Origin of the sequence: Variovorax sp. OV329 (assembly GCF_900114785.1) — a bacterium.
Lineage (GTDB): Bacteria > Pseudomonadota > Gammaproteobacteria > Burkholderiales > Burkholderiaceae_C > Variovorax.
This window is the reverse complement of sequence record NZ_FOUG01000018.1, coordinates 54,199-80,690: the sequence shown is the minus strand read 5'-3', so window position 1 is coordinate 80,690 and position 26,492 is coordinate 54,199. Positions and strand designations below refer to the sequence as shown.

23 protein-coding genes are annotated in these 26,492 nt (G+C 66.2%); 10 read left to right on the top strand and 13 right to left on the bottom strand.

Going from position 1 to position 26,492, the window contains the following annotated elements; genetic code table 11:
- Position 1: 1 nt before the first annotated feature.
- Positions 2 to 976, bottom strand: a complete 975-nt coding sequence (locus tag BM345_RS24015; RefSeq protein ID WP_093384713.1) for a Bug family tripartite tricarboxylate transporter substrate binding protein — start codon at positions 974 to 976, stop codon at positions 2 to 4.
- Between the two features lie 147 nt (positions 977 to 1,123).
- Between BM345_RS24015 and BM345_RS24010 the strand changes: the two genes are divergently transcribed.
- Positions 1,124 to 2,077: a LysR family transcriptional regulator gene (locus tag BM345_RS24010; RefSeq protein WP_093384711.1), complete on the top strand. Its 954-nt coding sequence runs from the start codon at positions 1,124 to 1,126 to the stop codon at positions 2,075 to 2,077.
- Positions 2,078 to 2,089: 12 nt separating this feature from the next.
- Here BM345_RS24010 and dctA read toward each other — a convergent pair whose 3' ends face one another.
- The 5 genes from dctA to BM345_RS23985 all read right to left on the bottom strand — a co-directional run bounded on the left by dctA (position 2,090) and on the right by BM345_RS23985 (position 7,829).
- On the bottom strand, positions 2,090 to 3,424 hold the full coding sequence (dctA, locus tag BM345_RS24005) for a C4-dicarboxylate transporter DctA (protein ID WP_093384708.1): 1,335 nt from the start codon (positions 3,422 to 3,424) through the stop codon (positions 2,090 to 2,092).
- A gap of 100 nt (positions 3,425 to 3,524) precedes the next feature.
- Positions 3,525 to 4,871 (bottom strand): class-II fumarase/aspartase family protein, encoded by a 1,347-nt coding sequence (locus tag BM345_RS24000; protein ID WP_093384706.1) that lies wholly within the window; start codon positions 4,869 to 4,871, stop codon positions 3,525 to 3,527.
- 38 nt (positions 4,872 to 4,909) lie between these two features.
- The gene (locus BM345_RS23995) at positions 4,910 to 5,740 is read right to left on the bottom strand and encodes an HpcH/HpaI aldolase/citrate lyase family protein (protein WP_093384703.1); all 831 of its coding nucleotides are present in this window, start codon (positions 5,738 to 5,740) and stop codon (positions 4,910 to 4,912) included.
- A gap of 9 nt (positions 5,741 to 5,749) precedes the next feature.
- Positions 5,750 to 6,940, bottom strand: coding sequence for a CaiB/BaiF CoA transferase family protein (locus BM345_RS23990; protein WP_093384700.1), 1,191 nt, complete (start codon positions 6,938 to 6,940; stop codon positions 5,750 to 5,752).
- 28 nt (positions 6,941 to 6,968) lie between these two features.
- Positions 6,969 to 7,829, bottom strand: a complete 861-nt coding sequence (locus tag BM345_RS23985) for an HTD2 family dehydratase (RefSeq protein ID WP_093384698.1) — start codon at positions 7,827 to 7,829, stop codon at positions 6,969 to 6,971.
- Positions 7,830 to 8,196: 367 nt separating this feature from the next.
- On the opposite strand from BM345_RS23985, the gene BM345_RS23980 reads away from it, so the two are divergent.
- The 5 genes from BM345_RS23980 to BM345_RS23960 all read left to right on the top strand — a co-directional run bounded on the left by BM345_RS23980 (position 8,197) and on the right by BM345_RS23960 (position 14,265).
- The gene (locus tag BM345_RS23980) at positions 8,197 to 9,123 is read left to right on the top strand and encodes a LysR substrate-binding domain-containing protein (RefSeq protein WP_093384695.1); all 927 of its coding nucleotides are present in this window, start codon (positions 8,197 to 8,199) and stop codon (positions 9,121 to 9,123) included.
- Between the two features lie 78 nt (positions 9,124 to 9,201).
- Positions 9,202 to 10,614 carry an FAD-dependent tricarballylate dehydrogenase TcuA gene (tcuA, locus tag BM345_RS23975; RefSeq protein WP_093384693.1) on the top strand — a complete coding sequence of 471 codons (1,413 nt, stop codon included), beginning with the start codon at positions 9,202 to 9,204 and terminating at the stop codon, positions 10,612 to 10,614.
- A complete protein-coding gene (gene tcuB, locus BM345_RS23970) occupies positions 10,601 to 11,785 on the top strand; it encodes a tricarballylate utilization 4Fe-4S protein TcuB (protein ID WP_093384691.1) in 1,185 nt (394 codons plus the stop codon). The genes tcuA and tcuB overlap by 14 nt, the downstream gene beginning before the upstream one ends.
- Before the next feature lie 29 nt (positions 11,786 to 11,814).
- Positions 11,815 to 12,792 (top strand): Bug family tripartite tricarboxylate transporter substrate binding protein, encoded by a 978-nt coding sequence (locus BM345_RS23965; RefSeq protein WP_093384689.1) that lies wholly within the window; start codon positions 11,815 to 11,817, stop codon positions 12,790 to 12,792.
- Positions 12,793 to 13,428: 636 nt separating this feature from the next.
- Positions 13,429 to 14,265, top strand: coding sequence for an alpha/beta fold hydrolase (locus BM345_RS23960; RefSeq protein ID WP_093384686.1), 837 nt, complete (start codon positions 13,429 to 13,431; stop codon positions 14,263 to 14,265).
- 365 nt (positions 14,266 to 14,630) lie between these two features.
- On the opposite strand, the gene BM345_RS23955 is transcribed toward BM345_RS23960, so the two are convergent.
- The 3 genes from BM345_RS23955 to BM345_RS23945 all read right to left on the bottom strand — a co-directional run bounded on the left by BM345_RS23955 (position 14,631) and on the right by BM345_RS23945 (position 17,806).
- On the bottom strand, positions 14,631 to 15,599 hold the full coding sequence (locus BM345_RS23955; RefSeq protein ID WP_093384684.1) for a helix-turn-helix domain-containing protein: 969 nt from the start codon (positions 15,597 to 15,599) through the stop codon (positions 14,631 to 14,633).
- A gap of 327 nt (positions 15,600 to 15,926) precedes the next feature.
- Positions 15,927 to 16,571: a DsbA family protein gene (locus tag BM345_RS23950; RefSeq protein ID WP_093384681.1), complete on the bottom strand. Its 645-nt coding sequence runs from the start codon at positions 16,569 to 16,571 to the stop codon at positions 15,927 to 15,929.
- Positions 16,572 to 16,585: 14 nt separating this feature from the next.
- Positions 16,586 to 17,806, bottom strand: coding sequence for a YbfB/YjiJ family MFS transporter (locus BM345_RS23945; RefSeq protein ID WP_093384854.1), 1,221 nt, complete (start codon positions 17,804 to 17,806; stop codon positions 16,586 to 16,588).
- 113 nt (positions 17,807 to 17,919) lie between these two features.
- Here BM345_RS23945 and BM345_RS23940 point away from each other — a divergent pair, with 113 nt between their 5' ends.
- A complete protein-coding gene (locus tag BM345_RS23940; RefSeq protein WP_093384679.1) occupies positions 17,920 to 18,798 on the top strand; it encodes a LysR family transcriptional regulator in 879 nt (292 codons plus the stop codon).
- Between the two features lie 303 nt (positions 18,799 to 19,101).
- On the opposite strand, the gene BM345_RS23935 is transcribed toward BM345_RS23940, so the two are convergent.
- Positions 19,102 to 19,428, bottom strand: coding sequence for a hypothetical protein (locus BM345_RS23935; protein ID WP_093384676.1), 327 nt, complete (start codon positions 19,426 to 19,428; stop codon positions 19,102 to 19,104).
- Between the two features lie 359 nt (positions 19,429 to 19,787).
- Entirely contained in the window at positions 19,788 to 21,128 is a 1,341-nt protein-coding gene (gene oxlT, locus BM345_RS23930) for an oxalate/formate MFS antiporter (protein WP_254789956.1), read from the bottom strand.
- Between the two features lie 307 nt (positions 21,129 to 21,435).
- Here oxlT and BM345_RS23925 point away from each other — a divergent pair, with 307 nt between their 5' ends.
- From BM345_RS23925 to BM345_RS23915, 3 genes are all read left to right on the top strand, one after another.
- On the top strand, positions 21,436 to 23,268 hold the full coding sequence (locus tag BM345_RS23925) for a sensor histidine kinase (RefSeq protein ID WP_093384674.1): 1,833 nt from the start codon (positions 21,436 to 21,438) through the stop codon (positions 23,266 to 23,268).
- 46 nt (positions 23,269 to 23,314) lie between these two features.
- Positions 23,315 to 24,160: a phosphatase PAP2 family protein gene (locus BM345_RS23920; protein WP_139237599.1), complete on the top strand. Its 846-nt coding sequence runs from the start codon at positions 23,315 to 23,317 to the stop codon at positions 24,158 to 24,160.
- 123 nt (positions 24,161 to 24,283) lie between these two features.
- Positions 24,284 to 24,730, top strand: coding sequence for a CHRD domain-containing protein (locus BM345_RS23915; RefSeq protein WP_093384668.1), 447 nt, complete (start codon positions 24,284 to 24,286; stop codon positions 24,728 to 24,730).
- A gap of 8 nt (positions 24,731 to 24,738) precedes the next feature.
- On the opposite strand, the gene BM345_RS23910 is transcribed toward BM345_RS23915, so the two are convergent.
- Both BM345_RS23910 and BM345_RS23905 read right to left on the bottom strand, forming a co-directional pair.
- Positions 24,739 to 25,608: an ABC transporter permease gene (locus BM345_RS23910; protein WP_093384666.1), complete on the bottom strand. Its 870-nt coding sequence runs from the start codon at positions 25,606 to 25,608 to the stop codon at positions 24,739 to 24,741.
- Positions 25,605 to 26,483 (bottom strand): ABC transporter ATP-binding protein, encoded by an 879-nt coding sequence (locus tag BM345_RS23905; RefSeq protein WP_093384663.1) that lies wholly within the window; start codon positions 26,481 to 26,483, stop codon positions 25,605 to 25,607. Before BM345_RS23905 ends, BM345_RS23910 begins: the two co-directional genes overlap by 4 nt.
- Between the last annotated feature and the right edge of the window lie 9 nt (positions 26,484 to 26,492).

Sequence of the window (26,492 nt, the reverse complement as noted above, 5' to 3'; positions counted from 1 at the left end):
TTCAGTCCGCGGTGATCTTCGCGGCCTGGACCACCTTCTTCCACTTGACCTGCTCCTGGGCAACGTAGGTGCGCATCTGGTCGGTCGTCATGGTCGATACTTCGGCGCCGTGGTCTTCCAGGCGCTTGATGACGCTCTTGTCAGCCAGCACTTCGTTGAGCACCTTGTTGAGCTGCTCGACGATCGGCTTGGGCGTCTTCGCAGGCGCGAAGATGCCATACCACTGGGACACATCGACGTCGGCGATGCCTTGCTCCTGCAGCGTCGGCACGTCGGGCATGAGCGCCGAACGCTTCGAGCCGGCAACGCCCAGGGCCTTCAGTTTTCCGGCCTTGACGTAGGGAACTGCCGTGAAGAGGCTCGGAAACATAACCTGCGTCTGGCCGCCGATCGTGTCGGTGATGGCCGGCGCCGAGCCCTTGTACGGAACATGCAGCATGCTGGTACCGGTCGAGAGCTTGAACATCTCGGCGGCGAAATGCGGCGCCGTGCCGTTGCCGGCCGAGGCATAGCTGGTCTTGTCCGGCGCAGCCTTGAGCGCCGAGACCAGTTCCTTGGCATTCGCTGCCTTGACTGCAGGATTGACCACCAGCACCGTCGCCGAAGATCCCACCATGGCCACGGGCTCGAAGTCCTTCACCGGGTCGTAGCGCAACTTCTGCAGGGCGGGATTCATCGCATGGGTCGCGATGTAGCCCAGCATCAAGGTGTAGCCGTCGGGTGCAGCGCGCATCACATACTCGCTTGCGATGGCGCCGTTGGCGCCCGCCTTGTTGTCGACGATGACCGGTTGCTTGAGCGCGGCCGACATGGCCTGGCCGATGACGCGTGCCATTGCATCGTTGGCGCCGCCGGCGGCCGTCGGCACCACGATGTTGATGGCTTTTTCGGGAAAGGCCGCGGCAGCGGTGCCGCAGGCCAGGGAAGCGGCGAAGGCCACTGCGGCCAGGCCGCGGATCTTGAGGCTGATGAACATTTGTCTACTCCGGTGGATCAATCAGAAGGTGCTGGGTCTTGTTCGCCCTTGGATCGAATGTTCGGGCTCCCACCGCTTTTTGGGAATTGCATGTTTGAGATCGATTGATGCACACTGTCGATCAGTGAAGCATCGCGGGCTCCCGACATGGCCATCAACTTCAATCTCAACGACTTGCAGGCTTTCCGGGCGGTGGCCGAGCAGAAGAACTTCCGCAAGGCGGCGGAAACCCTCCATGTCTCGCAGCCGGCCTTCAGCAGGCGAATCGAGAAGCTCGAGGAAGCCCTGGGCGTTCGACTGCTCGATCGGACCACGCGTCGGGTGAGCCTGACCTCGGTCGGCCGGGACTTCGACCGCGCCGTGCAGCAGCTTCTGGACGACCTGGACCACACGCTCCTGGGCATCCGGGGCGTGGCCGCAACGCGCATGGGCGAGGTCACCATCGCCTGCGTGCCCTCGACGGTCTACTACTTCCTGTCGCAGGTGATCGCTCTCTACCACGAGCGCTATCCGAAGATCCGGGTCAAGGTGTTCGATGCCAGCGCCAACGATGTCCTCTCGGCGGTCTCGCGCGGCGAGGCGGATTTCGGACTCAACTTCGTGGGCGGCAAGGAGCCCGACATCGAGTTCAAGCCCTTGCTGGAAGAGCGCTTCGTCGCAGCGTGCCGGCGCGATCATCCCCTGGCCCGCAAGCGTCGCGTGAGCTGGACCGAGCTGGGCCAGTACGACTACATATCGGTGAGCAAGGCTTCCGGGAATCGGCTGCTGCTGGACCAGGCGCTCGCCGACCTGGAAAGCCGGCCGCAGAGCATCTACGAGACCCAGCATGTCACGACGATGCTCGGTCTGGTGGAAGCCGGCCTGGGCGTGGCGGCCGTGCCTTCGATCGCGATGCCGGATGCGGACCATCCGCTGCTGGTGAGCGTGCCGCTGCACGACCCTGTGATCACGCGCAAGATCGGGCTCATCAGGCGCAAGGGCCGCTCCCTGTCGCCGGCGGCGCAGCAGCTCTATGCCTTCTTCTCGGAAATGAAGGCAAGGCGCGGCAGACCGCAGGCCCGCCGCGCGCTCGGCCAGGGACAAGGACGCCCTGCCCCCTGACCCGGCACGACGCTAGTGCGCTGCACCGGTCGGGTGGACCGGCAGATGCAGGTCGCCAGAGCCCACCTCCAGCTCATGCTCGGTGTCGGCGTAGTTCGACGACAGTTCCCTGAGAAGCACTTCGCGGTCGCAAGCCTTTTCCCAGATCGAGACCACCACGCAGGCGACCGCGTTGCTGATGGTGCTGGTGAGCGCACGCGCCTCGGACATGAAGCGGTCGATGCCCACGATCAGCGCAACGCCGGCCACCGGCAGATCGGGCATCACGGTCAGCGTGGCGACCAGGGCGACGAAGCCGCTGCCCGTCACGCCGGCCGCCCCCTTGGAAGTGAGCAGCATGATGCCCAGCATCGACGCGATCTGGAGCCACGACAGATGGATGTCGCATGCCTGGGCGATGAACATCGATGCCAGCGTGAGATAGATGGCCGTCCCGTCGAGATTGAACGAGTAGCCGGTCGGAAGCACCAGGCCCACGACGCCCTTCTTGCATCCAAGCCGTTCCAGCTTGAGCAGCAGGCGAGGCAGGACCGGCTCGCTGGAGGAGGTGCCCAGCACGACCAGCAGTTCCTCCTTGATGTAGCGCATCAGCTGCCACAACTTGAAGCCGTGCAGGCGCGCCAGCGCTCCCAGCACCACGAAGACGAAGAACAGGCAGGCAACGTAGAAGGTCCCGATCAAGAGCCCGAGGGATCCGATCGACTTGATGCCATAGCGCCCGACGGTGAAGGCCATGGCGCCGAAGGCCCCGATGGGCGCCAGCCGCATGATGATCCCGAACGCCGCGAACAGCATGTGCGAGAAGCCGTCGATGCCATCGAGAACCGGCCTGGCGGCCGTGCCGATCTTCGTCAGGCCGAATCCGCAGATCACGGCAAGGAGCAGGACCGGGAGCACCTCGCCCTCCGCAAAGGCCCCGAAGAACGCGTTCGGGATGATGTGCATCACGAAGTCCGTGAAGCCATGGATGTGGACCTGGCCCGCGAAGCGGCTCGCCACGGAGGCATCCAGGTTCTTCGGGTCGATGTGCATGCCCGCCCCGGGCTGGATCAGCAGGACGGTCACCAGGCCCGTGATGAGCGCCACGATCGTGAGTGCATAGAACAGGCCCATCGCCTTGAGCAGTGTCTTGCCGATCTCCTTCGAGTCGCCCAGGGACGTGATGCCGCTCACGATGGTGCAGAAGACGACCGGCGCGATCATCATCTTGACCAACTTGACGAATCCGTCGCCCAAGGGCTTGAGCGCGGCGCCGAACTCGGGCCAGTAGTGGCCCACGGTGATGCCGAGGACGAGCCCGATCAGGACCTGTACGTAGAGAAGCTTGAGCAGTTTGGGGATGTTCATGACCTTGTCTCCGAAATCGAGGCGCGGGAAGGCGCGCCGGTCTGCGCCGGCTCGATGGACGGTGGTAGCGGGCGTTCCGGCCCGGCGGTGAATGAACGCGCTAGCTGCGCGCGGCAAGCACCCGGTCGACCATCACGCCGGCCTGGCCGAGGTTGTTGGCCGGATCGCACATCGCTTCCAGCTGTGCACGGCTGACGTGCCTGCTGATCTCGGGATGCGCGGCCAGGATCTCGATGAGAGGCGCATCGTCCGCGATGGCCTGGCGACACAGGTCGTAGACCAGGTCGTGCGCGTACTCCCGGCCGATGTAGGGGCCCAAGCCCATCATCACGGCTTCGGACATGACGAGCCCGTGGGTCATGTCGATGTTGGCGCGCATCCGGCTGGCATCGACCTCCAGGCCCTTGAGGATGAACTTCGTCTGCTTCAGCGCGCCCGACATCAGGCAGAAGATCTCCGGCAGCGACACCCACTCGATTTCCCAGGGCCCGGTGGAGCGCTCGTGGTCGGCCACCATGGCATCCATCAGCGCCGCGGCGTGCTGCCGGGCGACGGAGATGTTGGCATGGATGTACAGGCAGGAGATCGGGTTGCGCTTCTGGGGCATGGTCGACGATGAGCCGCGCCCGGGCGCGAAGGGCTCGAAGACTTCCGCCACCTCGGTCTGCATCATCAGCTTGACGTCCATCGCGATCTTTCCGAGCGATCCGCCCACCAGGCCCAGGAAAGCCCCGACCTCCGCGATCGTGTCGCGCACCGTGTGCCATGAAATGAGCGGCTGCGCCAGGCCGAGCTCCTTCATCAGGCCGGCCTGGGTCTCCATGGCGCCCTTCTCCAGGGAGGACAGCGTTCCGGAGGCACCACCGAATTCGCCCATCAGCACCCGCGGCTTGAGTTGCTGCAGCCGCTCGCGGTGGCGGTCGATGCCGGCGAGGATGCTGGCCATCTTGTAGCCGAAGGTGATCGGCGTGGCCTGCTGCAGGTTGGAGCGGCCGATCACCGGCGTATCGCGGTATTTCCTGGCCAGCGCCGCAAGTGCATCGCCGATGTCTTCCAGGTCCTGCTCGACGAGTGCGAGGCCTTCGCGCATCTGCAGCACGGCGGCCGTGTCGGTGATGTCCTGGGTCGTGGCGCCCCAGTGGCAATACTCGCCCAGCTTGTCACGGCAGTTGGCATTGATCTGGTTGACCACGGCGATGATCGGATAGCCGATCTGCTCGGTCTTGGCCTTGAGCTTGGGCCAGTCGATCTGCGACAGGTTGCAGTTGCGCACGATCTCGTCCGCTGCTTCCTTCGGGATGATGCCGAGCTCGCCTTGCACCTTCGCAAGGGCGCGTTCGATGTCCAGGTACTTGGCGGTGCGGTTCTCGTCCGACCAGACGTCGCGCATGCGCGCGTCCGAGAACATGTCGCCGAAGATGCGCGAGTCGATGATGGTGGAGGCCATGGTGCTTGTCCCTCTGTTGGAAAAAATGGTTGAACGGTTCAGTCGCGGGCCAGGGCCAGCGTGCGTCGTGCCTGCAGAACGACGGGGCGGTCGACCATCCGACCGTCCAGCCGTGCGGCGCCGGGAGACGCCGCATCGGCTTCCAGCACCCTTCCGGCCCAATCCAGCGCGCCTGCGCTGGGACGCAAGGCGGCATGGATGGGCGCGACCTGCCGCGGGTGGATGCACAGCTTCGCGCCGAAGCCCAGATGGCGCGCCTCGGCAAGGTCCGAGAGAAGGCGTGCCTCGTCATCGAGCTGCGGCGTGACGCCTGCGACCGGTGAAGGCAGTCCTGCCAGGCGCGAAGCGATCACGATGCAACTGGCCGCATGGATCAGGCCCACGCCGTTCGTCGAGATGTCCAGGTCGAGGTCGAGCGCGAAATCGAGCGTGCCGAACACCAGGCGCTGCGCGCCCGCCGTCGCAATGCGCCTGGCTTCCGACACACCGCGTGCGGTCTCGATCAGTGCAAGGATGCCGGCGTGCGGCAACGCGGCCTGCGTCTCCCCGATCTGCGCGGCCGACTCCGCCTTGGGCAGGAGCACGCCGATGCCGTCCGCGTCGCCCAAAGCCGAAAGGTCCGCGCCGAAGCACGGGGAGCTGGCGTCGTTGATGCGCACCACGATGCGCGAGCGGACTTCCGGCTCGACCTTCTGCAGCCATGTCGCGACGACGCGTCGCGCAGTGGCCTTGTCATCGATGGCCACCGCGTCTTCCAGGTCGAGAACGATTCTGTCGGCACCACTGGCCAGCGCCTTGTCGAAGCGTTCCGGGCGCGTGCCGGGCACGAACAGATAGGTGCGAGCAGGAGGCAGCACTTCGGTGGACATGGCAGCGCCTCAGACGGCCTTGGACGTGCGCAGCGCTGCGATCTCCGCATCGCCGTACCCGAGCTCATGCAGGATCGCGTCAGTGTGCTCACCCAGAGCCGGCACGGGGTCCATCCGCGGGCCGGTGTCCCAGGTGCCGGGGGGCAACATGGCGGGCACCGGTCCGACGGCGGTTGCGACCTCGGTCCAGCGTCCACGTGCCTGCAGCTGCGGATGGGCCCAGACCTCCTTCATTGTGTTGACCTGGGCGTTGGCGATCTGCGCGAGTTCGAGCCGCTCGACCACCTGGGCACCCGTCAGTGGCTTGAAGGCGTCCACGATGATCTGGCGCAGCGCAGTGCGCTCGGCGACCCGCTTGAAGTTGGCGGTGAATCGCGGATCCTTCGCGAGATCGGGCTGTTGCAGCACCCGGTCGCAGAAGCTGACCCATTCGCGTTCGTTCTGCAGGCCCAGCATCACGGTGGTGCCGTCTCCTGCCGGGAACGGGCCGTAGGGGTAGATCGTGGCGTGGCTGGCGCCGGTGCGCGGGGGCGGCGCGGCGCCTTCGAAGGCGTAGTAGAGCGGGTAGCTCGTCCATTCGGCCAGGGACTCCAGCATCGAGATGTCGATGCGCTGCCCCTTGCCGGTCTGGCCACGCTGCAGCAGCGCCGCGAGGATGTTGCTGTACGCGTACATGCCGGCGGCGATGTCGGCGATCGATGGGCCGGCCTTGCAGGCCTCCTCGGGCGTGCCCGTGACGGAGACGAAGCCCGCCTCGCTCTGGATCAGCAGGTCATAGGCCTTCTTGTCGCGGTACGGGCCCGGGTGGGTCGGATCATCCCCGTAGCCCGAGATGTCGCAGACGATCAGGCCCGGCTTCACGCTCGAGAGCTTGTCGTAGCCCAGGCCCAGGCGCGCCGCTGCGCCAGGCGCAAGGTTCTGCACCACCACGTCGGCCTTGTCCATCACAAGCCGTTCGAGCACCCGGGCCGCCTCGGGATGCTTCACGTCGAGCGTCAGGCTTTCCTTGGACCGGTTGGTCCAGACGAAGTGCGATGCCAGGCCGCGGACGCGCTCGTCGTAGCCGCGGGCAAAGTCGCCCGAGCCGGGACGCTCGATCTTGATGACGCGGGCCCCGAGGTCGGCCAGCTGGCGGGTGGCGAAGGGCGCCGCAATGGCATGCTCCAGCGTCACGACGGTGATGCCCTTGAGTGGCTGCATGAGTCTCTCCTGATTTTGGGGGTGTGGATCAGCGCAGCACGGCGGTGGCGTCCATCGTCAGCCAGCCCTCGTGGTCGGAGGCCCAAAGGTGGATCGTCTTGCCGTCCGCCAGGGGTTGGCCGTTCACATGGAATGCGTTCAGGTCGAAGGTCGGGCGGACGGCCTTGAAGCGGAAGCTCGCCACGTCCGCGTCGGGCAGCTGGCGGCGCAGGAGATCCATCAGCAGCGTGGCGATCAGCGGACCATGCACGATCAGGCCCGGATAGCCCTCGACCTGCGTCACGTATTGCCGGTCGTAGTGGATGCGATGGCCATTGAAGGTCAGCGCCGAGTAGCGGAACAGCAGCACGTCGTCGGGCACGATCTCGCGGCGCCAGGCCGCTTCGGCCGGTGCGGCCTGGGGCGGCGGCACGACGTCGTCGGGTCCCTGGGCTTCCCGGTAGACGATGTCGTGGAACTCGACCAGCGCCGGTTCCGTGGCGTCGTTGCAGCGCACCTCGTGGCGCACCTTCACGAACACGAGCTTGCCGGTGCGGCCTTCCTTGGCCGTGACGTTGTCGATCGTCGAGGTTCGGGCGACGCGGTCGCCGATGCGGATGGGCGCGCGGAATTCGAATTGGCTGCCGGCCCACATGCGCCGGGGCAGCGGGACGGGCGGAAGAAAGCCGCCACGCCTGGCATGGCCGTCGGCCCCGATTTCGCTCTGCCGGTGCATCGGCAGGAAATAGAGCCAATGCCACAGCGGCGGAAGTGCAGTGCCCACAGCCGCTGGCGTCGGCGGATGGTCCAGGGTCGCGGTCAGTGCGACGACCGGGGTGGGATTGATCGTGTCCCTGACGGTTTCGCTGCGTCCGATCCAGGCCTGAAGCTGGTCCTGCTGTGCGTCCAAAGTCGTCTCCTTCGATGCCGCAACAAGCTGCAGCCGTTATGGGGATGAAGTTTGCGACGCACGCTTCGTTAGGAGAATTGCAATGTTTGGTCGTATTGATGCACTGGACACATCAATTGCGGGAGACGTGAGCCGCTCGCAAGGTCCTGCGGCTCCACTCGAATGAGGGCGTGGGTTACCCTGGCACTCCTCGGGCGCGCCGTGCGCTCATCAGGAAAAAAAGGAGACTTGCCCGTGCCCTCTGCCTTGTCCTCTCGCCCCTTGAGCCACCATGGCGCCGTCGTTGCGGCGGCAGAGCTGCTTTCGAACTACTGCGGCCTGGGAGCCAGGTTGCCAAGGAACCCGGGCACCCTGGCCTGAGGCCCCCATGGAACTTCGGCAACTGCACTACTTTGTCAAGGTCTGCGAGCTGCGCAGCATGGGGCGCGCGGCGCTGGAACTGGACCTGGCGACCTCCGCACTGAGCCAGCAGATCAGCCGCCTGGAGAGTGAACTGTCGACCCGCCTGCTGCTGCGCAGTTCGACCGGTGTCACCCCGACCGACGCGGGCCTGGCGTTCCTCCAGCAGGCGCATCTCACGCTGCGGCATGCGGACGAAGCCGTGCGGGCAGCGCAGCAGGCGCGGCTGTCGGGCCACGTCAGCATCGGGCTGCCGCCCACCACCTCGTCGGTGCTCGGCGTGCCTTTCATGCAGGCGATGGCGCAGCGCTATCCGGACGTGCGCCTGCACCTGGTGGAGGCGCTGTCCGGACACCTGGCAGCGATGCTCAACGCGCGCCAGCTCGACCTGGCCGTGGTGTTCCAGGCCGACACCGCACGTCGCTGGAGCGTGCTGCCCCTGCTGGACGAGAAGCTCTTCGTCATCGGGCGGGCCGACCTGCCCGGCGTGCCGGCCGGGCGGCAGGTACGGCTGGCGCAGCTGGGCGCGCTGCCGCTGATCCTGCCCAGCGCCTCGCACGGGCTGCGCTCGACGCTGGAGGCCGCCTTCGCCCGGGTGCGCGTCACGCCGCGCGTGGTGGCGGAGATCGACGGCCTGGCGCTGCTCATGGATGCGGTGCGCGCCGGTCATGGCGCAACCATCCAGCCCGGCGCAGCCACGGCCCGCATGGCGGCCCAGCCGCTCGTACAGGTTCGCATCGCCGATGCGCAAGTGGGGCGGCGCAACCTGCTCGCGAGCCTGTCCGACGACGAGCTCTCCCCTGCAGCGCTGGCCGCCCGGGTGGTGCTTGCCGAAGTCGCACGCCAGCTGGTGCGTGAGCAACACTGGGCAGGCGCGACCCTTCACGAAAACTGAAGACCCCTTAGCGCGGGCGTGCTGTCGCCCGCGAGGCCATCCGCCTAGAGTTGGACTCCCCACGAGGAGACAACTGAGATGTTCGATGTCCTGGTCATCGGCGGCGGCAACGCCGCCCTGTGCGCTGCGCTCATGGCGCGCGAGGCGGGTGCCAGCGTGCAGCTGGTCGAGGCTTCGCCGCGCGAATGGCGCGGGGGCAATTCCCAGCACACCCGCAACCTGCGCTGCATGCACGACGCGCCGCAGGACGTGCTGGTCGATGCCTATCCCGAGGAAGAGTACTGGCAGGACCTGCTCAAGGTCACCGGCGGACTGACCGACGAGCATCTGGCCCGCATCGCGATCCGCGCCTCCTCCTGCTGCCGCGACTGGATGCGCAGCCATGGCGTTCATTTCCAGCCGCCCCTGTCGGGGGCGCTGCACGTGGCGCGCACCAACGCATTCTTCATGGGCGGCGGCAAGGCCCTGGTGAACGCGTACTTCCGCAGCGCCGAGCGGCTGGGTGTGCAGATCCGCTACGACACGCCCATCACCGCCATCGAACTCGACGGCGACCGGTTCGTCGCTGCGCGCAGCGCCAGCGGCGAGCGCTTCACGGCGCGCAGCTGCGTGCTGGCGGCAGGGGGATTCGAATCCAACCGCGAGTGGCTCAGCGAGGCCTGGGGCGTGAACGAACGCGGCGAGCGTCCGGCAGAAAACTTCCTCATCCGCGGCACGCGCTTCAACGAAGGGGTGCTCCTCAAGGCCATGATCGACGCCGGCGCGGATGCCATCGGCGATCCGACCCAGGCGCACATGGTGGCGATCGACGCCCGAGCGCCGCTCTATGACGGCGGCATCTGCACCCGCATCGACTGCGTGTCGCTGGGCGTGGTGGTCAATCGCGATGCACAGCGCTTCTACGACGAGGGCGAGGATTTCTGGCCCAAGCGCTACGCGATCTGGGGCCGCCTGGTCGCGCAGCAGCCGGGCCAGATCGGCTATTCGATCATCGACCGCAAGGCCATCGGCCGCTTCATGCCGCCGGTATTTCCAGGCACCGTGGCCGACACGCTGCCCGAACTGGCGCGCAAGCTGGGACTTCCCGAGGCGCAGTTCGCGCAGACCGTCGCGGCCTACAACGCAGCCTGCCGCGTCGGCACCTTCGACCACACGGCGCTCGACGATTGCCATACCGAGGGCCTGAGCCCGGCCAAGACGCATTGGGCGCGCCCCATCGACACGCCGCCCTTCTATGGCTATCCACTGCGCCCTGGCGTGACCTTCACCTACCTGGGCCTCAAGGTCGACGCGCAGGCCGCCGTGCACTTCGGCGCAAGGCCGAGCCCCAACCTGTTCGTGGCAGGCGAAATGATGGCTGGCAACGTGCTCGGCAAGGGCTACACCGCCGGGGTCGGCATGGCCATCGGCACCGCCTTCGGGCGCATCGCCGGCACACAGGCGGCGCGGGCAGCCGCAGCAGCCAGGGAGACGAATCATGCAATCGCTTGAAGCCCTGACCCGCGAGGCGGCGTCGCTGGCGACCGGCGCATCGCGCGTCATTCCCATCCTGGGCGAGCAGGAGGCCGAGGTGGGCCGGCAGATGCAGATCTGCAACGCCTGCCGCTACTGCGAAGGCTTCTGCGCCGTCTTTCCGGCAATGACGCGCCGGCTGGAGTTCGGGCCTGCGGACATCCACTACCTGGCCAATCTCTGCCACAACTGCGGCGCCTGCCTGCATGCCTGCCAGTACGCGCCACCGCACGAGTTTGCGGTGAACGTCCCGCGCGCGATGGCGCAGGTGCGCGCACAGACCTATGCGGACTACGCCTGGCCGCCTGCATGGGGCCGGCTGTACCGGCGCAACGGACTGACGCTGTCGCTGGCGCTGGCGGCGGGGCTGGCGTTGTTCCTGATGCTCGCGGTCGCCTTCAACGGCAGCTTGTGGGGCGGGCAGCTGCAAGGCAATTTCTACCGGCTCTTTCCGCACAACCTGCTGGTCAGCCTGTTCGCGCCGGTGTTCCTGTTCGTGGTGTTCGCGCTCGGCATGGGCGTGTCGCGCTTCTGGCGCGAACTCAAGCCCGTGACAGGCGCGGCACCGCTGCATGCCGCCGCAACGGCCGAAGCCGCAGATGCCGTGCTGCGGCTGAAGTACCTCGATGGCGGCCATGGCAAGGGGTGCCACGACGAGGACGACGCCTACACGCTGCGGCGCCGGCGCTTCCACCACCTCACCTTCTACGGTTTCATGCTGTGTTTTGCAGCGACCTGTGTCGCCACGCTCTATCACTACGTGCTGGGCTGGCATGCGCCCTACGAGCTTCCTAGCCTGCCCAAGCTGCTCGGCGTGGCTGGCGGGGTGAGCCTGATGGTCGGCACCGCAGGCCTGTGGCATCTCAACCGGCGCCGCCATCCCCTGCAGGGCGATGCGGCGCAAAAGCCGATGGATCTGGGCTTCATCGCGCTGCTGTTCCTCACCAGCGCGAGCGGCCTGGCCCTGTGGCTGGGTCGCGGCAGCCCGGCCCTTGCACTGCTGCTGTGCCTGCACCTGGGCGCGGTGATGGCGCTCTTCGCCACGCTGCCCTACGGCAAGTTCGCCCACGGCATCTTCCGGACCGCCGCGCTGCTGCGCCATGCAGTCGAGAAGCGGCTGCCGAACCCGGTCGGGCTCGGCGCCGACTGATCCATTTCAGAGACAACCCAGGAGACACGATGAACACCTTGAAATCGCGGCATGCAGCCACGCTGCTCGCCAGCGCCCTGCTGCTCTCGGCGCCGGCGTGGGCGCAGGACTTCCCACCGAACAAGCCGGTCACGCTGGTCGTCGGATTTGCCCCCGGCGGCGCGGCCGATGCCGCGGCGCGCCTGATTGCCAAGAAGCTCGGCGAGAACACCGGGCAGACCGTGATCGTCGACAACAAGGCAGGCGCCGGCGGCAACATCGCCCACCAGCTGGTGGCGAACGGGCCGTCCGACGGATCGATGCTGCTCTTCGGCTCGATCGGCCCGCTGACCATCGCCCCACACGTCATGAAGGTGCGCTACGACCCGTTCAAGGACCTGGCGCCCGTCTCCGGGGGCGTGAACTTCCCGAACGTGCTGGTGGTGCACAAGGCACTGGGCGTGAAGACGGTGGCCGAGTTCGTCGCCCTGGCGAAGAAGAATTCGGGGAGCGTCGATTTCGCGTCGACCGGGCCCGGGTCGGCCTCTCACCTGGCGGGTGAACTGTTCAACCAGCGCGCGGGCATCGCCATGGTCCACGTTCCCTACAAAGGCGGTGCGCCGGCCATGCAGGACCTGTTGGGAGAGCGCGTGGCGTCCTATTTTTCGGCGCCGCCCACGGCCCTTCCCCAGGTGGAGGCCGGAAGGCTGATCGCGCTGGCGACGACCGGACCGACGCGCCCGTCCTACATGCCGAACATCCCGACGGTGGCCGAGTCCGGCTACCCGGGGTTCGAGGCGCTCAACTGGTATGCCTTCGTCGCCCCCGGCAAGACGCCCCCACCCATCCTCGATCGGTGGAACCAGGACATCGTCAAGGCGCTCGATGACCCGGGCGTGAAGGATGCGCTGAACAAGCACGGCCTGACCCCGCAGCCCACCACGCGCGCCGAGCTGGCAGCCTTCATGCGCAAGGAAGACGCCAAGTGGAGCGCCATCGTGCGCGAACGCAAGATTTCAGCAGAGTAGTAGTTTGATGGAAGCTCCACACCGCCCGATGGACTTCCGGAAATGCAGACGCTCACACGCAGGGCATTCGCGAGCCTGACCCCTTCGTCATGAGTTCCGCAAAGGGAACGGCGGAGCTGAAGTGCCTAAGCTCGTTCGTGCCACGATGGCCGGCATTTCGGGACAATGAAACGGCGCCAAGTGGCTGTGGAAAGCGCAGCTGCAAACGTTCAATTCGCGCGGCTTTCGTGCAATACCTGCGCCGTCCTTTCCTTCACAGTGCGGTAGAGCGTGCGGTGCATCTCGATTCTTCGTCGAGGCGCCCCTGCGAGACAGCCTCCAAGCGGAGTTCACGAACCACATAAATGAATACGGTGTCCCGGCTCCCAACCAAGCACGTTTGCTGGGGCGTGGTCGCGATACCGAATGAGCCGGGTGACTGATGGCCGAAGAGGAATGCCGGTGCTGCGACGCCGGATCAAACAGGATCAAAAAATGAATCAATCAGACTTTCGCACCGATTTTCAGGAGGACAGGCGAAAACTCCTTCTTGCAGGCAGCGGGACATTGGCACTCGCGGCTCTCCCGCTCGCAGGGCATGCAACCGACTCAACCAACCACCGCGCAGCAGCGCACTCACAAAAAGGCTACCAGCACATGAGCACGATCAGAACCAAGGATGGCGTCGAGATTTTCTACAAGGATTGGGGCCCCAGGGACGGCCAGCCGATCATGTTTCACCACGGTTGGCCGCTTTCCAGCGATGACTGGGACGCACAGATGCTGTACTTCGTGCAGCGCGGCTACCGGGTGATTGCCCACGACCGACGCGGCCACGGTCGTTCGGCCCAGGTCAGCGATGGCCATGACATGGACCACTATGCGGCCGACGCCTTCGCTGTGGTCGAGGCGCTCAATCTGACCAAAGTCTTCCATGTCGGTCACTCGACAGGCGGCGGAGAGGTCGCCCGCTACGTCGCCAAGCACGGCCAACCCAGTGGACGCGCTGCCAAGGCAGTCCTTGTGAGTGCGGTGCCGCCGTTGATGCTCAAGACCACGAGCAACCCCGAGGGCTTGCCAATCGAGGTGTTCGACGGCTTCCGAAAAGGAGTGGCCGACAACCGCGCCCAGCTCTTTCTTGATGTGGCAACAGGTCCGTTCTACGGCTTCAACCGCGAAGGCGAGAAGGTCTACCCAGGCGTGATTCAGAATTGGTGGCGTCAGGGAATGATGGGCAGCGCCAAGGCGCACTACGACGGCATCAAGGCCTTCTCGGAAACCGACCAGACCGCGGACCTGCAAGCGATCACGGTGCCGACGCTCGTCATGCACGGCGACGATGATCAGATCGTGCCGATTGCCGATGCGGCTCTGAAATCCGTCAAGCTGCTGAAGAACGGAACGCTCAAGGTGTACAAGGGCTATCCGCACGGAATGCTCACCACCCACGCGGACGTGATCAATCCGGACCTGCTCGCATTCTTCAAGAGCTGACTCGGCGGGCGTGAGCGCGATGCCGCGGGCGCCGCGCCAGCATGTTGCCATCGGTCCTGAACCAAGGTTCGGCACGACCCCATCCAGGGAGCGGCGGCTGACCGGCCCGGGACCCAACAAAACCGAACGCGGAAAAAGCAGGTCACTGCTGCAGCAGCCCGGCCAAGCGCTGACCACTGCAACTGAAACGCGCAGGCGCGCGATCCCCCACCGCGACTCGCCAACGACACATCGGCGACCTGGCGCCAGTGCACCCCGTGAGATCAGACGTCCAACGACTCCGCAGCCGAACCTCACGCGGTACAGTGTTCGCTTGCCGGAGGGACCCACAGCCCTTGCGGGTAGTACGCCCAAGCGCCCACGACTTAGCTGCCGAGCCTCACTCCTCGGCGCCAAGCGCCAGGCGGCGTGCCCATGCTTCGGGCGAAGACGCGCGTGAAGTGGCTCTGATCTGCGAAGCCGCAAACCGCGGCAATCTCGGTGAGCGGCCGATCGACTTCCATCAACAGCGTTCGTGCGTGTGCCAGGCGCTCAGCGACCAGCCACTGGTGGGGTGTCTGTCCCGTGGTTTCCCGGAAGGCGTGGATGAAGTAGCTACGCGAGAGGTTGCAAGCGTTCGCGATGTCGGTAATCGAAATGCTCGCGTCCAACTTGCTGCGTAGCATTTCCTTGGCAAGCGCCTCCTGCGGACGGGAAAGGAGTCGCCTTTTCCTCATGGTCGCCACTGGCGCGCCGCCGTACTTCTCGAGAAGATAGGAGCCCATTGCGACGCTCATCTGCTCGACGAACAACAGGCTCGTTTCAGCCGGCCTGTCGAGTGCTGGCGTCAGCGCCAAGGCGAGATGGATGAGCACGTCATCCTTTTCTGCCGTGACACGCGAAAGCGCGCTCACGCGACAGCCATCTCTGTCTTCGATCGCGCGCTTGATGGCCGCCTGAGACATCTCGAGCATCACAAAGTCGAAGGAAGATTCCAGGTCTGCGCGATAGCGATCACAGAAATGACGGATGTAGATGTCGCCTCTGTTGAACTCATGGCACGATGCACGACGCTCATGAACAATTCGCCTCCGATGGCCATTGCCCAGTGAAATTCCTATGAGCACGCCACGATCAGTGGCCGGAGTCTCTACGTACTCGAGGTGCGTACTCTCGGTTGCCTTGCGATAGATCCTAATGCCCGCTGCCGAAATCTCCTGGTCCTTCAGCAGACGATTGGACGCGCAGCCCAACGTGTCCTTCGGACCCGTCGAATGATCCGGCAAGGGCGCGGGCGCTCCAGCTGGTTCGCGAGAGCTTGTTCTCACCCCGAACGACTTGGTTTCAATGTGCATGACTGAGGACGTAAATATTCAAAGGTGAAGGCTGGTGAGCATGACCAGGTCGCCCACGCGGCTGAGCGGGAAGGTGCTCATCCTTGCGAGCCCCGGGCGCCCAACCTGCGTACCTCAGTACCCAACCTGGCAGCAAATGCATTGGAACTGCCATTTCTTGCAGAGAACTTTCAGTGGACGACGAAATCGGCTGTTTGGACTTGATGGTGATCATTTCGAACTACCTGGGTATCTCTATCGGGCGCCCCCACATGTCACTTGCAATGCATCGGCCGCTTCGATCAACGAGCGCTTAAGGGAGTATCCGGGAGAAGTTTCTGATTGAAGTCAGGCCGTGGCGATCAAGCCCTGGATCGCATGGCGGAACATCTGCGGCTTGCCTACAAAGCGAGTCAGATCCAGCTTGAATGCATGGTTCCCGACCTCGGCAGACAAGCTTGGCAGGCCTTGGCCCTTCAGCCTATGGACCAAATTCCTTGTGGCGCACATATGCCGGGGAAGATCGGCCTGCGCCTGCACGAGGGCGGCGTCGAATTCCTTGATATTGAATCCCTGATCCACTGCCAGTCTCAGAAGCACTGGTCGCTGATCGATGGGCAGCCCCTCAACAAAGTACGCGGCTTGCAGGCGTCGGAGCATTCGCCACCCTGACCGGTCGATGAGATCCGCCGCAAGCATGGCAACGGCGGGATGACACGCAAGGTTGTTCGATGGGCCTTCGCTCAGATGCGCGCGTTTGCGATAAGTGTCGCCGACGGGCTGGCCCGCGCGTTCGAGGAAGTGCAGTTCGTCCAGATGCGCACTCTCGAGCTCGCGGAGATTGCGGCCAGCGCGCGGACGCATGATAGCGGTGCCAATGTGGCGAATGACTGGCAGACCTGGCACGGCCATTGCGCCTTCGACGAGCGGCGCGATGCCAAAGCAGTGCGCGCAAAAGGGGTCGTAGATGTAGTGCAGGGAAATGTGGGACATGACGGCTCCAAGACTCAAGCTTGGGACGCGCAGATGCTCTCCGAGCGATGCTCGGCACGCGCGGCCGCCACGAAATCCAGCACCAGGGCGGCCAGGTAGGCGACCGCTCCGATCCCGAACAGAATCACGTGCCTCCCATGCGTTGCCTGGTAGAGGCTTGAGTAGAAGTAACCGCTGGCGGCCTGCATGAAGGCGAAACTGACGGTCGCGAGGCCCCACATTCGTTGCCGCGCGTCGTGGTCCTCGAAGTATTCGTGAACGCGTGCCAAGGCCGCCGGAACCACGCCTGCCGGGAACGAGCCAATTGCGAGGGCAAGCGCCAGGATTTCTGCGGTTCCGCCGGATGCGATAAGTGCACCTGCCGCCAAAATCTGGACGACGAGCGCTGTCCGGATGGTCACCCGCGCGCCGTAGTGGTGGGCAGCGATGCCGTAAAGCATTGGCCCGACCGCGGCCCCGATACCGTACGCAATCCACACTTGCGAGGCTAACGCAGGCCCCTTGTGAAGTGAGCGCACGACATGGTCCACGAGGAACAGCATTTCCGGCACCAGGCCAAATGCGATCAGCGCGTACTGCACAAGCAGGGTGCGCATCGGCGCAGCAAGACGGAGAGGACGCGGTGCCGCAGGGGCGCCCGAATTCGTTGCGCCGTTCTCGTTCGGCCACGCGCGCCAGCTAGCCACCGTCAGCACCATCGCAACAAACCCCACCGCCAGCCAAGTTGCCTGAAGGCTGACGCGCAACATCACCGGCACCAAAGTTCCAGAGACGATGATGCCGATTCCAATGCCAAGGAAGATGGCGCCACTGGCAAGTCCCTTCTGTGCCGAAGGCACCCTGGGGAGCACGAGCGAGGAAACCAGCACCATGATTGCTCCACCTGCAACGCCAGACAGGAGCCGCCATATGAAGAACCACGCGGCCGAGAGCGGAAACGCGCAGGCGATGAAAGACACTGTCGCCAGCAACATCATCAAGCGCATCACGCCTTGCGAACTGTTTGCGAGCGCCAGTCGCCTGCCAGCCAGTGCGCCGACGAGGTATCCGGCGAGGTTTGCGGCTCCAAGGAAGGCAGCGACAGGCGCGTCAAACCACCCTGCATCGATCATCACGGGCAGCAACGGTGTATAGGCGAAGCGTGCCAATCCGATGCCGACCAGGCTCGCCGCAAGACCTGCTCCGACCACCCGCCAATGCGAAGCTGGGCCGGACGACCCGGATGATGAATTCAAAGTCACTGTCGTTCCTCATAGTTGCTTTGGTTCGAACAAGGTTAGGCTGCAAAGCCAGTTCAAAACGCAGCAGCAACGCAGTAGACTGATGCATAAATGCATCAATACCTCGTATGAACTGGGACGACGCACGCATTTTTCTCGCCTTGTGCAGGGAGACGACCTTGCGCGCGGCTGCCCGCAGCCTAGCGGTGGACCAGGCTACGGTGGGCAGGAGGCTGAACGCGCTTGAGGCCGCACTGGGCGTAACGCTCTTCTTCCGATCGAGCGACGGCTACTTGCTCACGCCTGCGGGCGAATCTGCGTTTTCCGCCGCGCGCCGCATGGAGCAGGCGGCCCTCGACCTTCGGTCGAAGGTCGAGGGACACGATGCCAAGTTGGGCGGGCTCGTGCGAGTGACCAGCACGGACTCCATTGCGGTCGATTTCCTGATGCCGGCGCTTGCATTGATGCCACAGTCACATCCCGGCATTCGAGTGGACCTCGAGGTGTCTACCCAGATTCTGAGTTTGACGAAGCGCCAGGCCGACCTTGCCTTCCGCAATGTCCAACCAGACGCGCCGGACCTGATCATTCGGCGCGTAGTGAATTGGCCGGTGGGCCTGTTCGCCAGCGAAACATACCTCCGGCGCTACGGCGAGCCTCCTGTCAACGGCGATTTTGCAGGTCACCAACTGGTCGCCTACAAACCTTATCTCGAGCAAGCGCAGTTCCTGAGCATGGCCGACGTACCAGCCCGCCAAGGGAGGATCGCCTTGGCCGTCAACTCGAGCTTCCTGGTCAGGAAAGCCGTCGCTGCGGGCATAGGCGTTGGCGAGATGCCCCTGTGGATGGGGGAACGGGAGGGCTTGGTTCGAGTGTGGCCGCAGCGCCGAAGAGCGACCGACTACCAAGTCTGGCTCGTCATGCATCCAGACCTGCGCAGGACGGCCAGGGTCCAGGCGGTTGCCGAACTGCTCTCAAGCGCGCTTAAGAAATCTGCGAAAAGTTGACGCAAAAAGCGCGCCGAGGCCTGCGGGCCGGGGCCGGTGCCGTCGATTCCACGTGTCGAATGTGAGTACGGTCGACTGCGTCGTGTCGGCGCTGGCACTGCCAAAGAAGGGCCTCCAGGCGGGGGGCCCTGGGCGGCTCCAAGGTTTGGAAGAACAAGGAACTGAACTAGCACCACCGTTGCCAACAGCCTTGCTTGGGATACATCTCAAGGGCGACTCGCGTTCAAGACCAATGGCTCGCAATTTGTGCCTTCCAGATGCCTAAGGGGCGGACGGCAACGGGAAGCAAGCCTGCACGCGCCTTCAGTGCAACGCCTGCCGCACCGACTCCATGGCCACCCCCACTGCCTGCATCCGTCGCCGGGTCTCGGCGTTGATGCAGCGCACCAGGGCCCGCAGTTCGCCAGGGTCGACGTAGAACTCTTCCTGGAAGGCCGGAAGATGCTGCGGCGTCAGGAAGCCCTGCAGGCACTCGAAGGCGCGCAGCGTCTCGCGCAGGTGCTCCAGCTTGTCGAGGGCGTGGATGGCGGCGCTTCGAGCCTTGCGTTCGGGCTTGCGATCGGCGGACTCGTCCTTGTCGGACTTTGAATTGCCGGACTTGCGCGTGAGTGCGCGGGCTGACTTGGCCATTTTTTGGGCCTCCCTGGTCAATGCAGTTTGCTTAGACCACCGCACCCGCTTCCAAAGGGAGGCGGCGGCTCGAACGGGTTGGAAGACCGGGCATTTTCAAGAAGGCATATCCGGCAGGGCTCGCGCCCTCCCGCCCGAGCCGCCAAAAAATGACGCGCGAGCGAAAAAGCCACAGGCCAATAGGCAACTGCGGCTTCACCTTCTAAAAACGCTGCGGGCTTCCAAACCCGGTCGCATCCTTGCAGACGCGACCCGCGCAGTATGCCAGCGACTCGCCAGGGCAGAAGCGAAAAAAGCGGCGCGCAGCCAGGGCTGCGCGCCGCGAAAGCCCCCGTGCCCGGGGGTGACAGATTCCGTTGTCAGCCGGCCGTGGCCAGCCCGTTCATTGGTGCACGCGGCGGCTGCTCCGGCGGCGGCAGCTTGCTGTCCGCCACGTGCGCCTTCAGCATCGGCCGCAGTGCCACGATGGCCAGGAAGGCGGCGAAGAGATCCAGCCCCGCCACGGTGTAGAGCACGGTGGACCAGGTGCCGGTGGCTTCCATCATCAGGTTGCCCAGCGGCACGAACAGCGCGCCGATGCCCTTGGCGCAGTACAGCACGCCGTAGATCTTGCCGATGTGCTTGGTGCCGAAGGCGTCGCCGGCCAGTGCCGAGAACAGCGAATACACCTCGCCCCAGGCCAGGAACACCACGCCCGACAGGATCAGGAAGGCCCAGGGGTTGTGGCCGAAGTAGCCCAGCGCGATGATGCCCACGCCTTCCAGCGTGAAGGCGATCACCATCGTCTTCTCGCGGCCGATGTGGTCAGACACCCAGCCGAACAAGGGACGCGAGATGCCGTTCATGATGCGGTCGAGCATCAGCGCCAGCGGCAGCGCGGCCATGGTGATGAAGTACAGGTCGACCTTGAAGTTCTTCACGCCCAGGTCCTGTGCGATCACGCCCAGTTGCGCCACGGCCATCATGCCGCCGGTGACCACGCAGGCGAACATCAGCAGCATCAGCCAGAACAGCTTGGTGCGCAGGGCCTCGCCCAGCGTGTAGTCGCGGCGGCTCTGGTTGAGCTTGCCCGAAACCACGCGCATCTCGCCACCCTTGGGGGCACGCAGGAACCAGGCGGCAGCGAAGGCCAGCGAGCCCTGCAGCAGGCCGAAGAACAGGAAGGCCTGCTGGAAGCCGGACGATTCGATCATCGAGGCGATCGGCAGGATGGTGGCGGCCGAGCCGGCACCGTAGCCACCGGCCGTCAGGCCCACCGCCAGGCCGCGGCGGTCGGGGAACCACTTGAGCGCGTTGTTGATGCAGGTGGCGTAGATCGAGCCCACGCCGATGCCGCCGATGGCCGCACCGATGTAGAAGCCCAGCAGCGAGGTGGCCTGCGAGTTGATGACCCAGGCCGCGCCGATGAACACCGCGCCGAAGGCCACGATCATGCGCGGCCCGAACTTGTCGATGAAGTAGCCCTCGATGGGCGCCAGCCAGGTCTGCACCAGCACGAAGATGGTGAAGGCGACCTGGATGGAGGCGCGCTCCCAGCCGAACTTGCCCTGGATCTCGGGGACGAACAGCGTCCACGCGTACTGGATGTTGGCGGTCGCGATCATGCAGACGATGCCGACGACCAGCTGCAGCCATCGGTTGTCTGACCAGCGCACTGGCTGGCCGTTGCTGGCGCCGTGCTCGATAGGGGCGGTGTTCATGCGCTCTTGTCTCCGTGCTGATGTGGTCTCACGCCGATCGCGTTGCGGCGCGTGGGTTGGGAAGAAAGCCGGTCGGGAAAGGCCTGGCTCGCGATGGGTGAACTTTGGGCGCGATCGCCCTTGCGCGCGCCTGCCGGAAGTCACGCGCCGGATCGAGACAAACCCCAATGAATCAGGGGAAGCACTCATGACCAAAGTCATGGCCTCCAGGGCCGGCGCCTTGCAACAATGCGCCAGGCATGAATCACCGAACCCAGTCCCCCACCCTGCAGCACCGGCCGCGGACCCGCTCCGCGAGGCCCCGGCCATGAAGGCCCTGCTGCGGCGCATCGACCCCAGGCGCAGCCTGGCGGCGGCCGTGGGCTGGCTGCTCGTCGCCCTGGCCATGTGCCTGGCGCTGGCGGCCAACCTGTGGCTGAGTTCCTTCGTGCGCTCGACGCTGCTGGAGCAGTACGCACGGCGGCTCGAGGCCGCGGGCGAACACGTCAGCGCCGAGCTGGACACCGCCCTCCTCCTGCGCCTGCAATCGGTGAGCGTGGTCGCGACCATGCTGTCCGAAGACGTGCAGCGCAGCGACCGCGAGAACCTCAAGCGCTCGCTGCAGGCCGTTCGCCGCGGCGTGCCCGACCTGATCTGGCTGGCCGTCACCGATGCCGACGGCTTCATCGTCGGCGCCACCGACGAGAACGTCGTCGGCCAGAACGTCTTCCAGCACGCCTGGATGTCACAGGGTCTGGACGTCGCGTGGATCGAGGAAGGCCGCTCGCCGCGCGAGCACTTCCTGAAGCTCACCGCGCCCATGACCAATGCCGACGGCGCCATCGTCGGCGTGGTCGCCGCCCAGCTGGAATGGCGCTGGGTGCAGGCGCTGGTGTCCAGCATGCGCGCCTCGCCGGGCGAGTGGCTGCTGATCGACCGCGACGGCATCGTGCGCGAGGGGCCGCGTGCCCTGGTGGGAAAGCGCTGGCGCGATGTCGGCGAGCCGCTCGCGCCCTTCGACCGGCGGGTAGCCAACCTCGGCAACGACGGCTCCGACCTGCCCGCGCGCATCCAGCTGCGCCGGCTGCAGGGCGGCGGTCCGCACCTGATCGCGACGCCACCGCAGGCGCCCGACGGCACCTTGCGCCGGCTGGGCTGGCAGGTGGTGGTGGTGCAGCCGGTGGAATCGGTGGCCGCCTTCGCCACCGCCATCGAATGGCGGATCGCGCTGATGCTCAGCGTGCTGGGGCTGGTGGCGGCCATCAGCGGCGTGGCGGTTGCGCGCCGGCTGACCCGGCGCGTGAGCGTCATCGCCCAGTCGGCCGATGCGGTGCTGGCCGGGAGTGCATCGCGCATCGAAGTGCCCACGGGCAGCGACGAGGCGGCCCGCCTGGGCACCGCCCTGGACCGCCTGCTGGCCAACCTGCAGGACGAGCGCGACGAGCTGCGCCGGCTCAACGCCGCACTGGACGAGCGGGTGCGTGCGCGCACCGAGGAGATCAGCCGGCTGGCCAAGGAATCGCGCGATGCGGCCGTGGTGCGCGAGCGCCTGCGCATGGCGCGCGACCTGCACGACACGCTGGCGCACTCGATGATGGCCATGCTCACCGAGATCCGCGTGCTCAAGCGCATTGCGGTCTCCAGACCCGAAGCGCTGAGCGACGAGCTGCTGCGCGCCGAGCAGGCTGCGCGCGAAGGCTTGTCGGAGGCGCGCCTGGCCATCGAGGCGCTGCGCAGCAACCCGGTGCGCGACCTGGGCCTGGGGGCGGCACTGGCCGAGTTGGCCAAGGCGATGTCCGAACGATCGGGCATCGCGCTGGACTGCCATCTGGACCCGCGCCTGTCCGGCCTCGCCGCCGAGCCGGCCGAGACCGTCTACCGCATGTGCGAGGAGATGCTGCGCAACGTCGAGCGGCATGCCGGCGCGCAGCTGCTGCGCATGCGCCTGGGGCGTTGTGCGGACGGCAGCGTGGAGCTGGAGATCGCCGACGACGGCGTGGGCTTCGAGACCGGCGCCGACGCCACCGGCCACTACGGGCTGGTGGGCCTGGCGGAACAGGCCGAGGCCATCGGCGCGGACCTGGAGATTTCCAGCACCCCCGGCACGGGCACGAGCATCCGGCTGCGCTGGGCACGGCACGAGATCGCCGCAGCGCACTGAGTGAGCCGTGCGCGGCACCCGTCGCCGACGTGCGATGCTCCGCACCATGGATTCATCCTTGTCGATGCCCGACCCGCTGGCGCTGTGGCTGGGCACCCACGCGTGGCAGATCTTCCTCGCCGCCCTGCCCTTGCTGGCCCTCGTGGTGGGCGCGCTGGCCGTGGCATGGCGGCATGCGAGCCGCCCGATCCGCGAGGCCGAGGAGCCCGACCTGCGCTGGCTGATTGCCGCATTGCTGCTCGGCTTCGGCGTGGTGGTGGCCGCGGGCGCCGCCTTTGCCGAGATCGCCGATGCGCTGGGCGACGGCCATGTCCTGGGCCACTGGGACGACAGCTTCAGCGCCGCGGTCGCCACGCAGACGCCACCGGCCGTGCACAAGACCTTCGCGGTGCTGACGCGCTTTGCAGATCCACTGCCCATGGTGATTCTGGGCTTTGTCGTGGCGGTGCTGCTGTGGCGAAAGAGGCATCGCGTCTACGCCGCGGGCTGGGTCATGGCGCTCGGCGGCAACGCGCTGCTCAACCACTCGCTCAAGCTGATCTTCGAGCGCGCCCGGCCGGTGCATGAAAGCGGCATCGTCGCCGCCACGGGCTACAGCTTTCCGAGCGGGCACAGCTCGGGCGCGGTGGTGGCCTACGGCATGCTGGCCTTCCTCGCCTGCCGGCTGCTGCCGCCGGCATGGCACATCCCGGCCGTCGTGGCCGCCGCATTGCTGAGCGTCACGGCCGCCTGCAGCCGGGTCTTCGTGCTCGTGCATTTTCCGAGCGACGTGCTGGCCGGCATGCTGTCGGGCTCGGCGTGGCTCATCGTGTGCATCCTGGCGGTAACGGCGGCACGCCACCACGGCCGCGTGCGCGCCGGAAGGGCTGCGCGGGCGGCCGATCGGCGTTGATGTCCTGCAGCATCTGCAACATGCCGACACAACACCGGAACGCCAATTCGAGGCGATGGCCGACACGCTTGGGTCACCCATGCCGCCTATTCTTCGTTGTTACCTAGACGAAGGAGTCGAATCATGAACCGTTACAGCACCCTTGTTCGTTTCTCACTGGCAGCCGGCGTTGCTGCTGCCGCATTGACGGGCTGCGGGATGATGGGTTCTTCCAACACGGCGACCTTCAGCGGCACCCTGAACGGCGCCAGCGAAGTGCCGCCCAACATGACGGCCGGCAGCGGCACGGCCCAGGCCACGCTCGACAAGAACACCAACCTGCTGAAGTACAAGATCACCTACAGCGGCCTGACCGGCCCGGCCACGGCGGCGCACTTCCACGGGCCTGCCACGGCAGGCGCGAACGCCGGCGTGGTGGTCCCCTTTGCGAACGCCGCCAGCCCGATCGAAGGACAGACCACGATCACGCCGGCGCAGGCCTCCGACCTGCTGGCCGGCAAGTGGTACGCCAATGTCCACACGGCCGCGAATGCCGCGGGCGAGATCCGCGGGCAGATGCTGCCGAGGTAGTCTCGCCCTCAGCGCTGCTGTCCCCAGCGGCGCACCGTGAGCCTCTCGAGGGTCGCAAAGCCCAGGCCCTCGACCAGCAGCCCGATGATGACCACCAGCGCCAGGCCGGCGAACACCCGGTCGGTGTAGAGCTCGTTGCGGTTCTGGAAGATGTACCAGCCCAGGCCGCCCTTGCCTGAGCTGGCACCGAACACCAGCTCCGCGGCGATCAGCGTTCGCCATGCGAAGGCCCAGCCGATCTTCAGCCCGGACAGGATGGCGGGCAGCGCCGCAGGCACCAGGATCTGCAGCACGTAGCGCAGTCCGGTGAGGCCGTAGTTGCGCCCCGCCATGCGCAAGGTCTCGGGCACCGACTGGAAGCCGGCGTAGGTATTGAGCGCCAGCGGCCACAGCACCGAGTGCACCAGCACGAAGACCAGGCTGCCCTGCCCCAGGCCGAACCACAGCAGCGCCAGCGGCAGCAGCGCGATGGCCGGCAGCGGATTGAGCATCGACGTGAGCGTGCTCAGCAGGTCGCGCCCCAGTTGCGTGGACACGGCCAGCGAAGTGAGCAGGAAGGCGAGCGCCACGCCCAGCACGTAGCCCTTGAGCAGAACGCCCAGCGAGATCGCTGTCTTGGCGACGAGGTCGCCGCTGGCGAGGCCATCGGCCAGCGCCTTCGCCGTGGCGGTGAAGGTGGGCAGCAGCAGGTCGTTGGCCTGCCAGCGCGCGACCAGCTCCCAGAGCAGCGCCAGCACGGCCAGGATCAGCCCCTTGCGCAGCCAGCCGTGGCTCAGCAGGCGGTTCCATGGCGACAGCGGGCGCTCCAGCGCCACTGCGGTGAAGGGCTCCAGTGCGCGCTCGTATTCGGCGCGCACCGGCGGAACGAGCGCGCTCATTGGAGTACCTCCTGCGAAGCTTCATGCTCGAAGAGCAGGTGGTGGATGCGCTGCGCCGCCGCCTGGAACTCGGCGCTGCCCTGGTCGGCCAGCCCGAAGGCGTGGCTGTTGATCTCGGCGCGCATGCGCCCCGGGTGCGGCGAGAGCAGCGCGATGCGGCTTCCCACCACCAGCGCCTCCTCGATCGAGTGGGTGACGAAGAGCAGCGTGAAGCGCGCCTCTTCCCACAGGCCAAGCAGCTCCTCCTGCATCTTTCGGCGCGTGAGCGCATCCAACGCGGCGAAGGGCTCGTCCATCAGCAGCACGCGCGGCTGCATGGCCAGTGCGCGCGCGATGGCCACGCGCTGCTTCATCCCGCCCGATAGCTGGTGCGGATGCACGTCGGCGACGCGCGCCAGGCCGACGCGGTCCAGCCAGTGCAGCGCGCGTTCCTGCGCCTGCCTGCGGCCCAGCGTGCGCGAGGCCAGCAGCGGGAACATGACGTTCTCCTTGACCGTCTTCCACGGCGGCAGCTGGTCGAACTCCTGGAACACGACGATGCGGTCGGGACCGGGGCCCTGCACGGCGCGCCCGTCGAGCCGGACCTGGCCTTCCACCGGCGGAATGAAGCCGGCCACCGCCTTGAGCAGCGTGCTCTTGCCGCAGCCCGAGGGGCCCAGCAGCACGAAGCGGTCGGCCTCGTGCACGTCGAAGCTCACGCGATGGGTGGCGCGCGCCACGCGCTGCGGGGTCCGGTATTCCAGGCTCAGGTCCTGTACCTGCAGCAGGGGCGCGAAGTCCGTGGCCAGGGCCCCCGCGGGCGTGGTGGGAGTCGAGCGGGCGGCGTGGGGCGGTGGCTGGTAGCTCTGCGTCGCGCGCAGCGTGGCCGTGTTCATCGGTGCGGC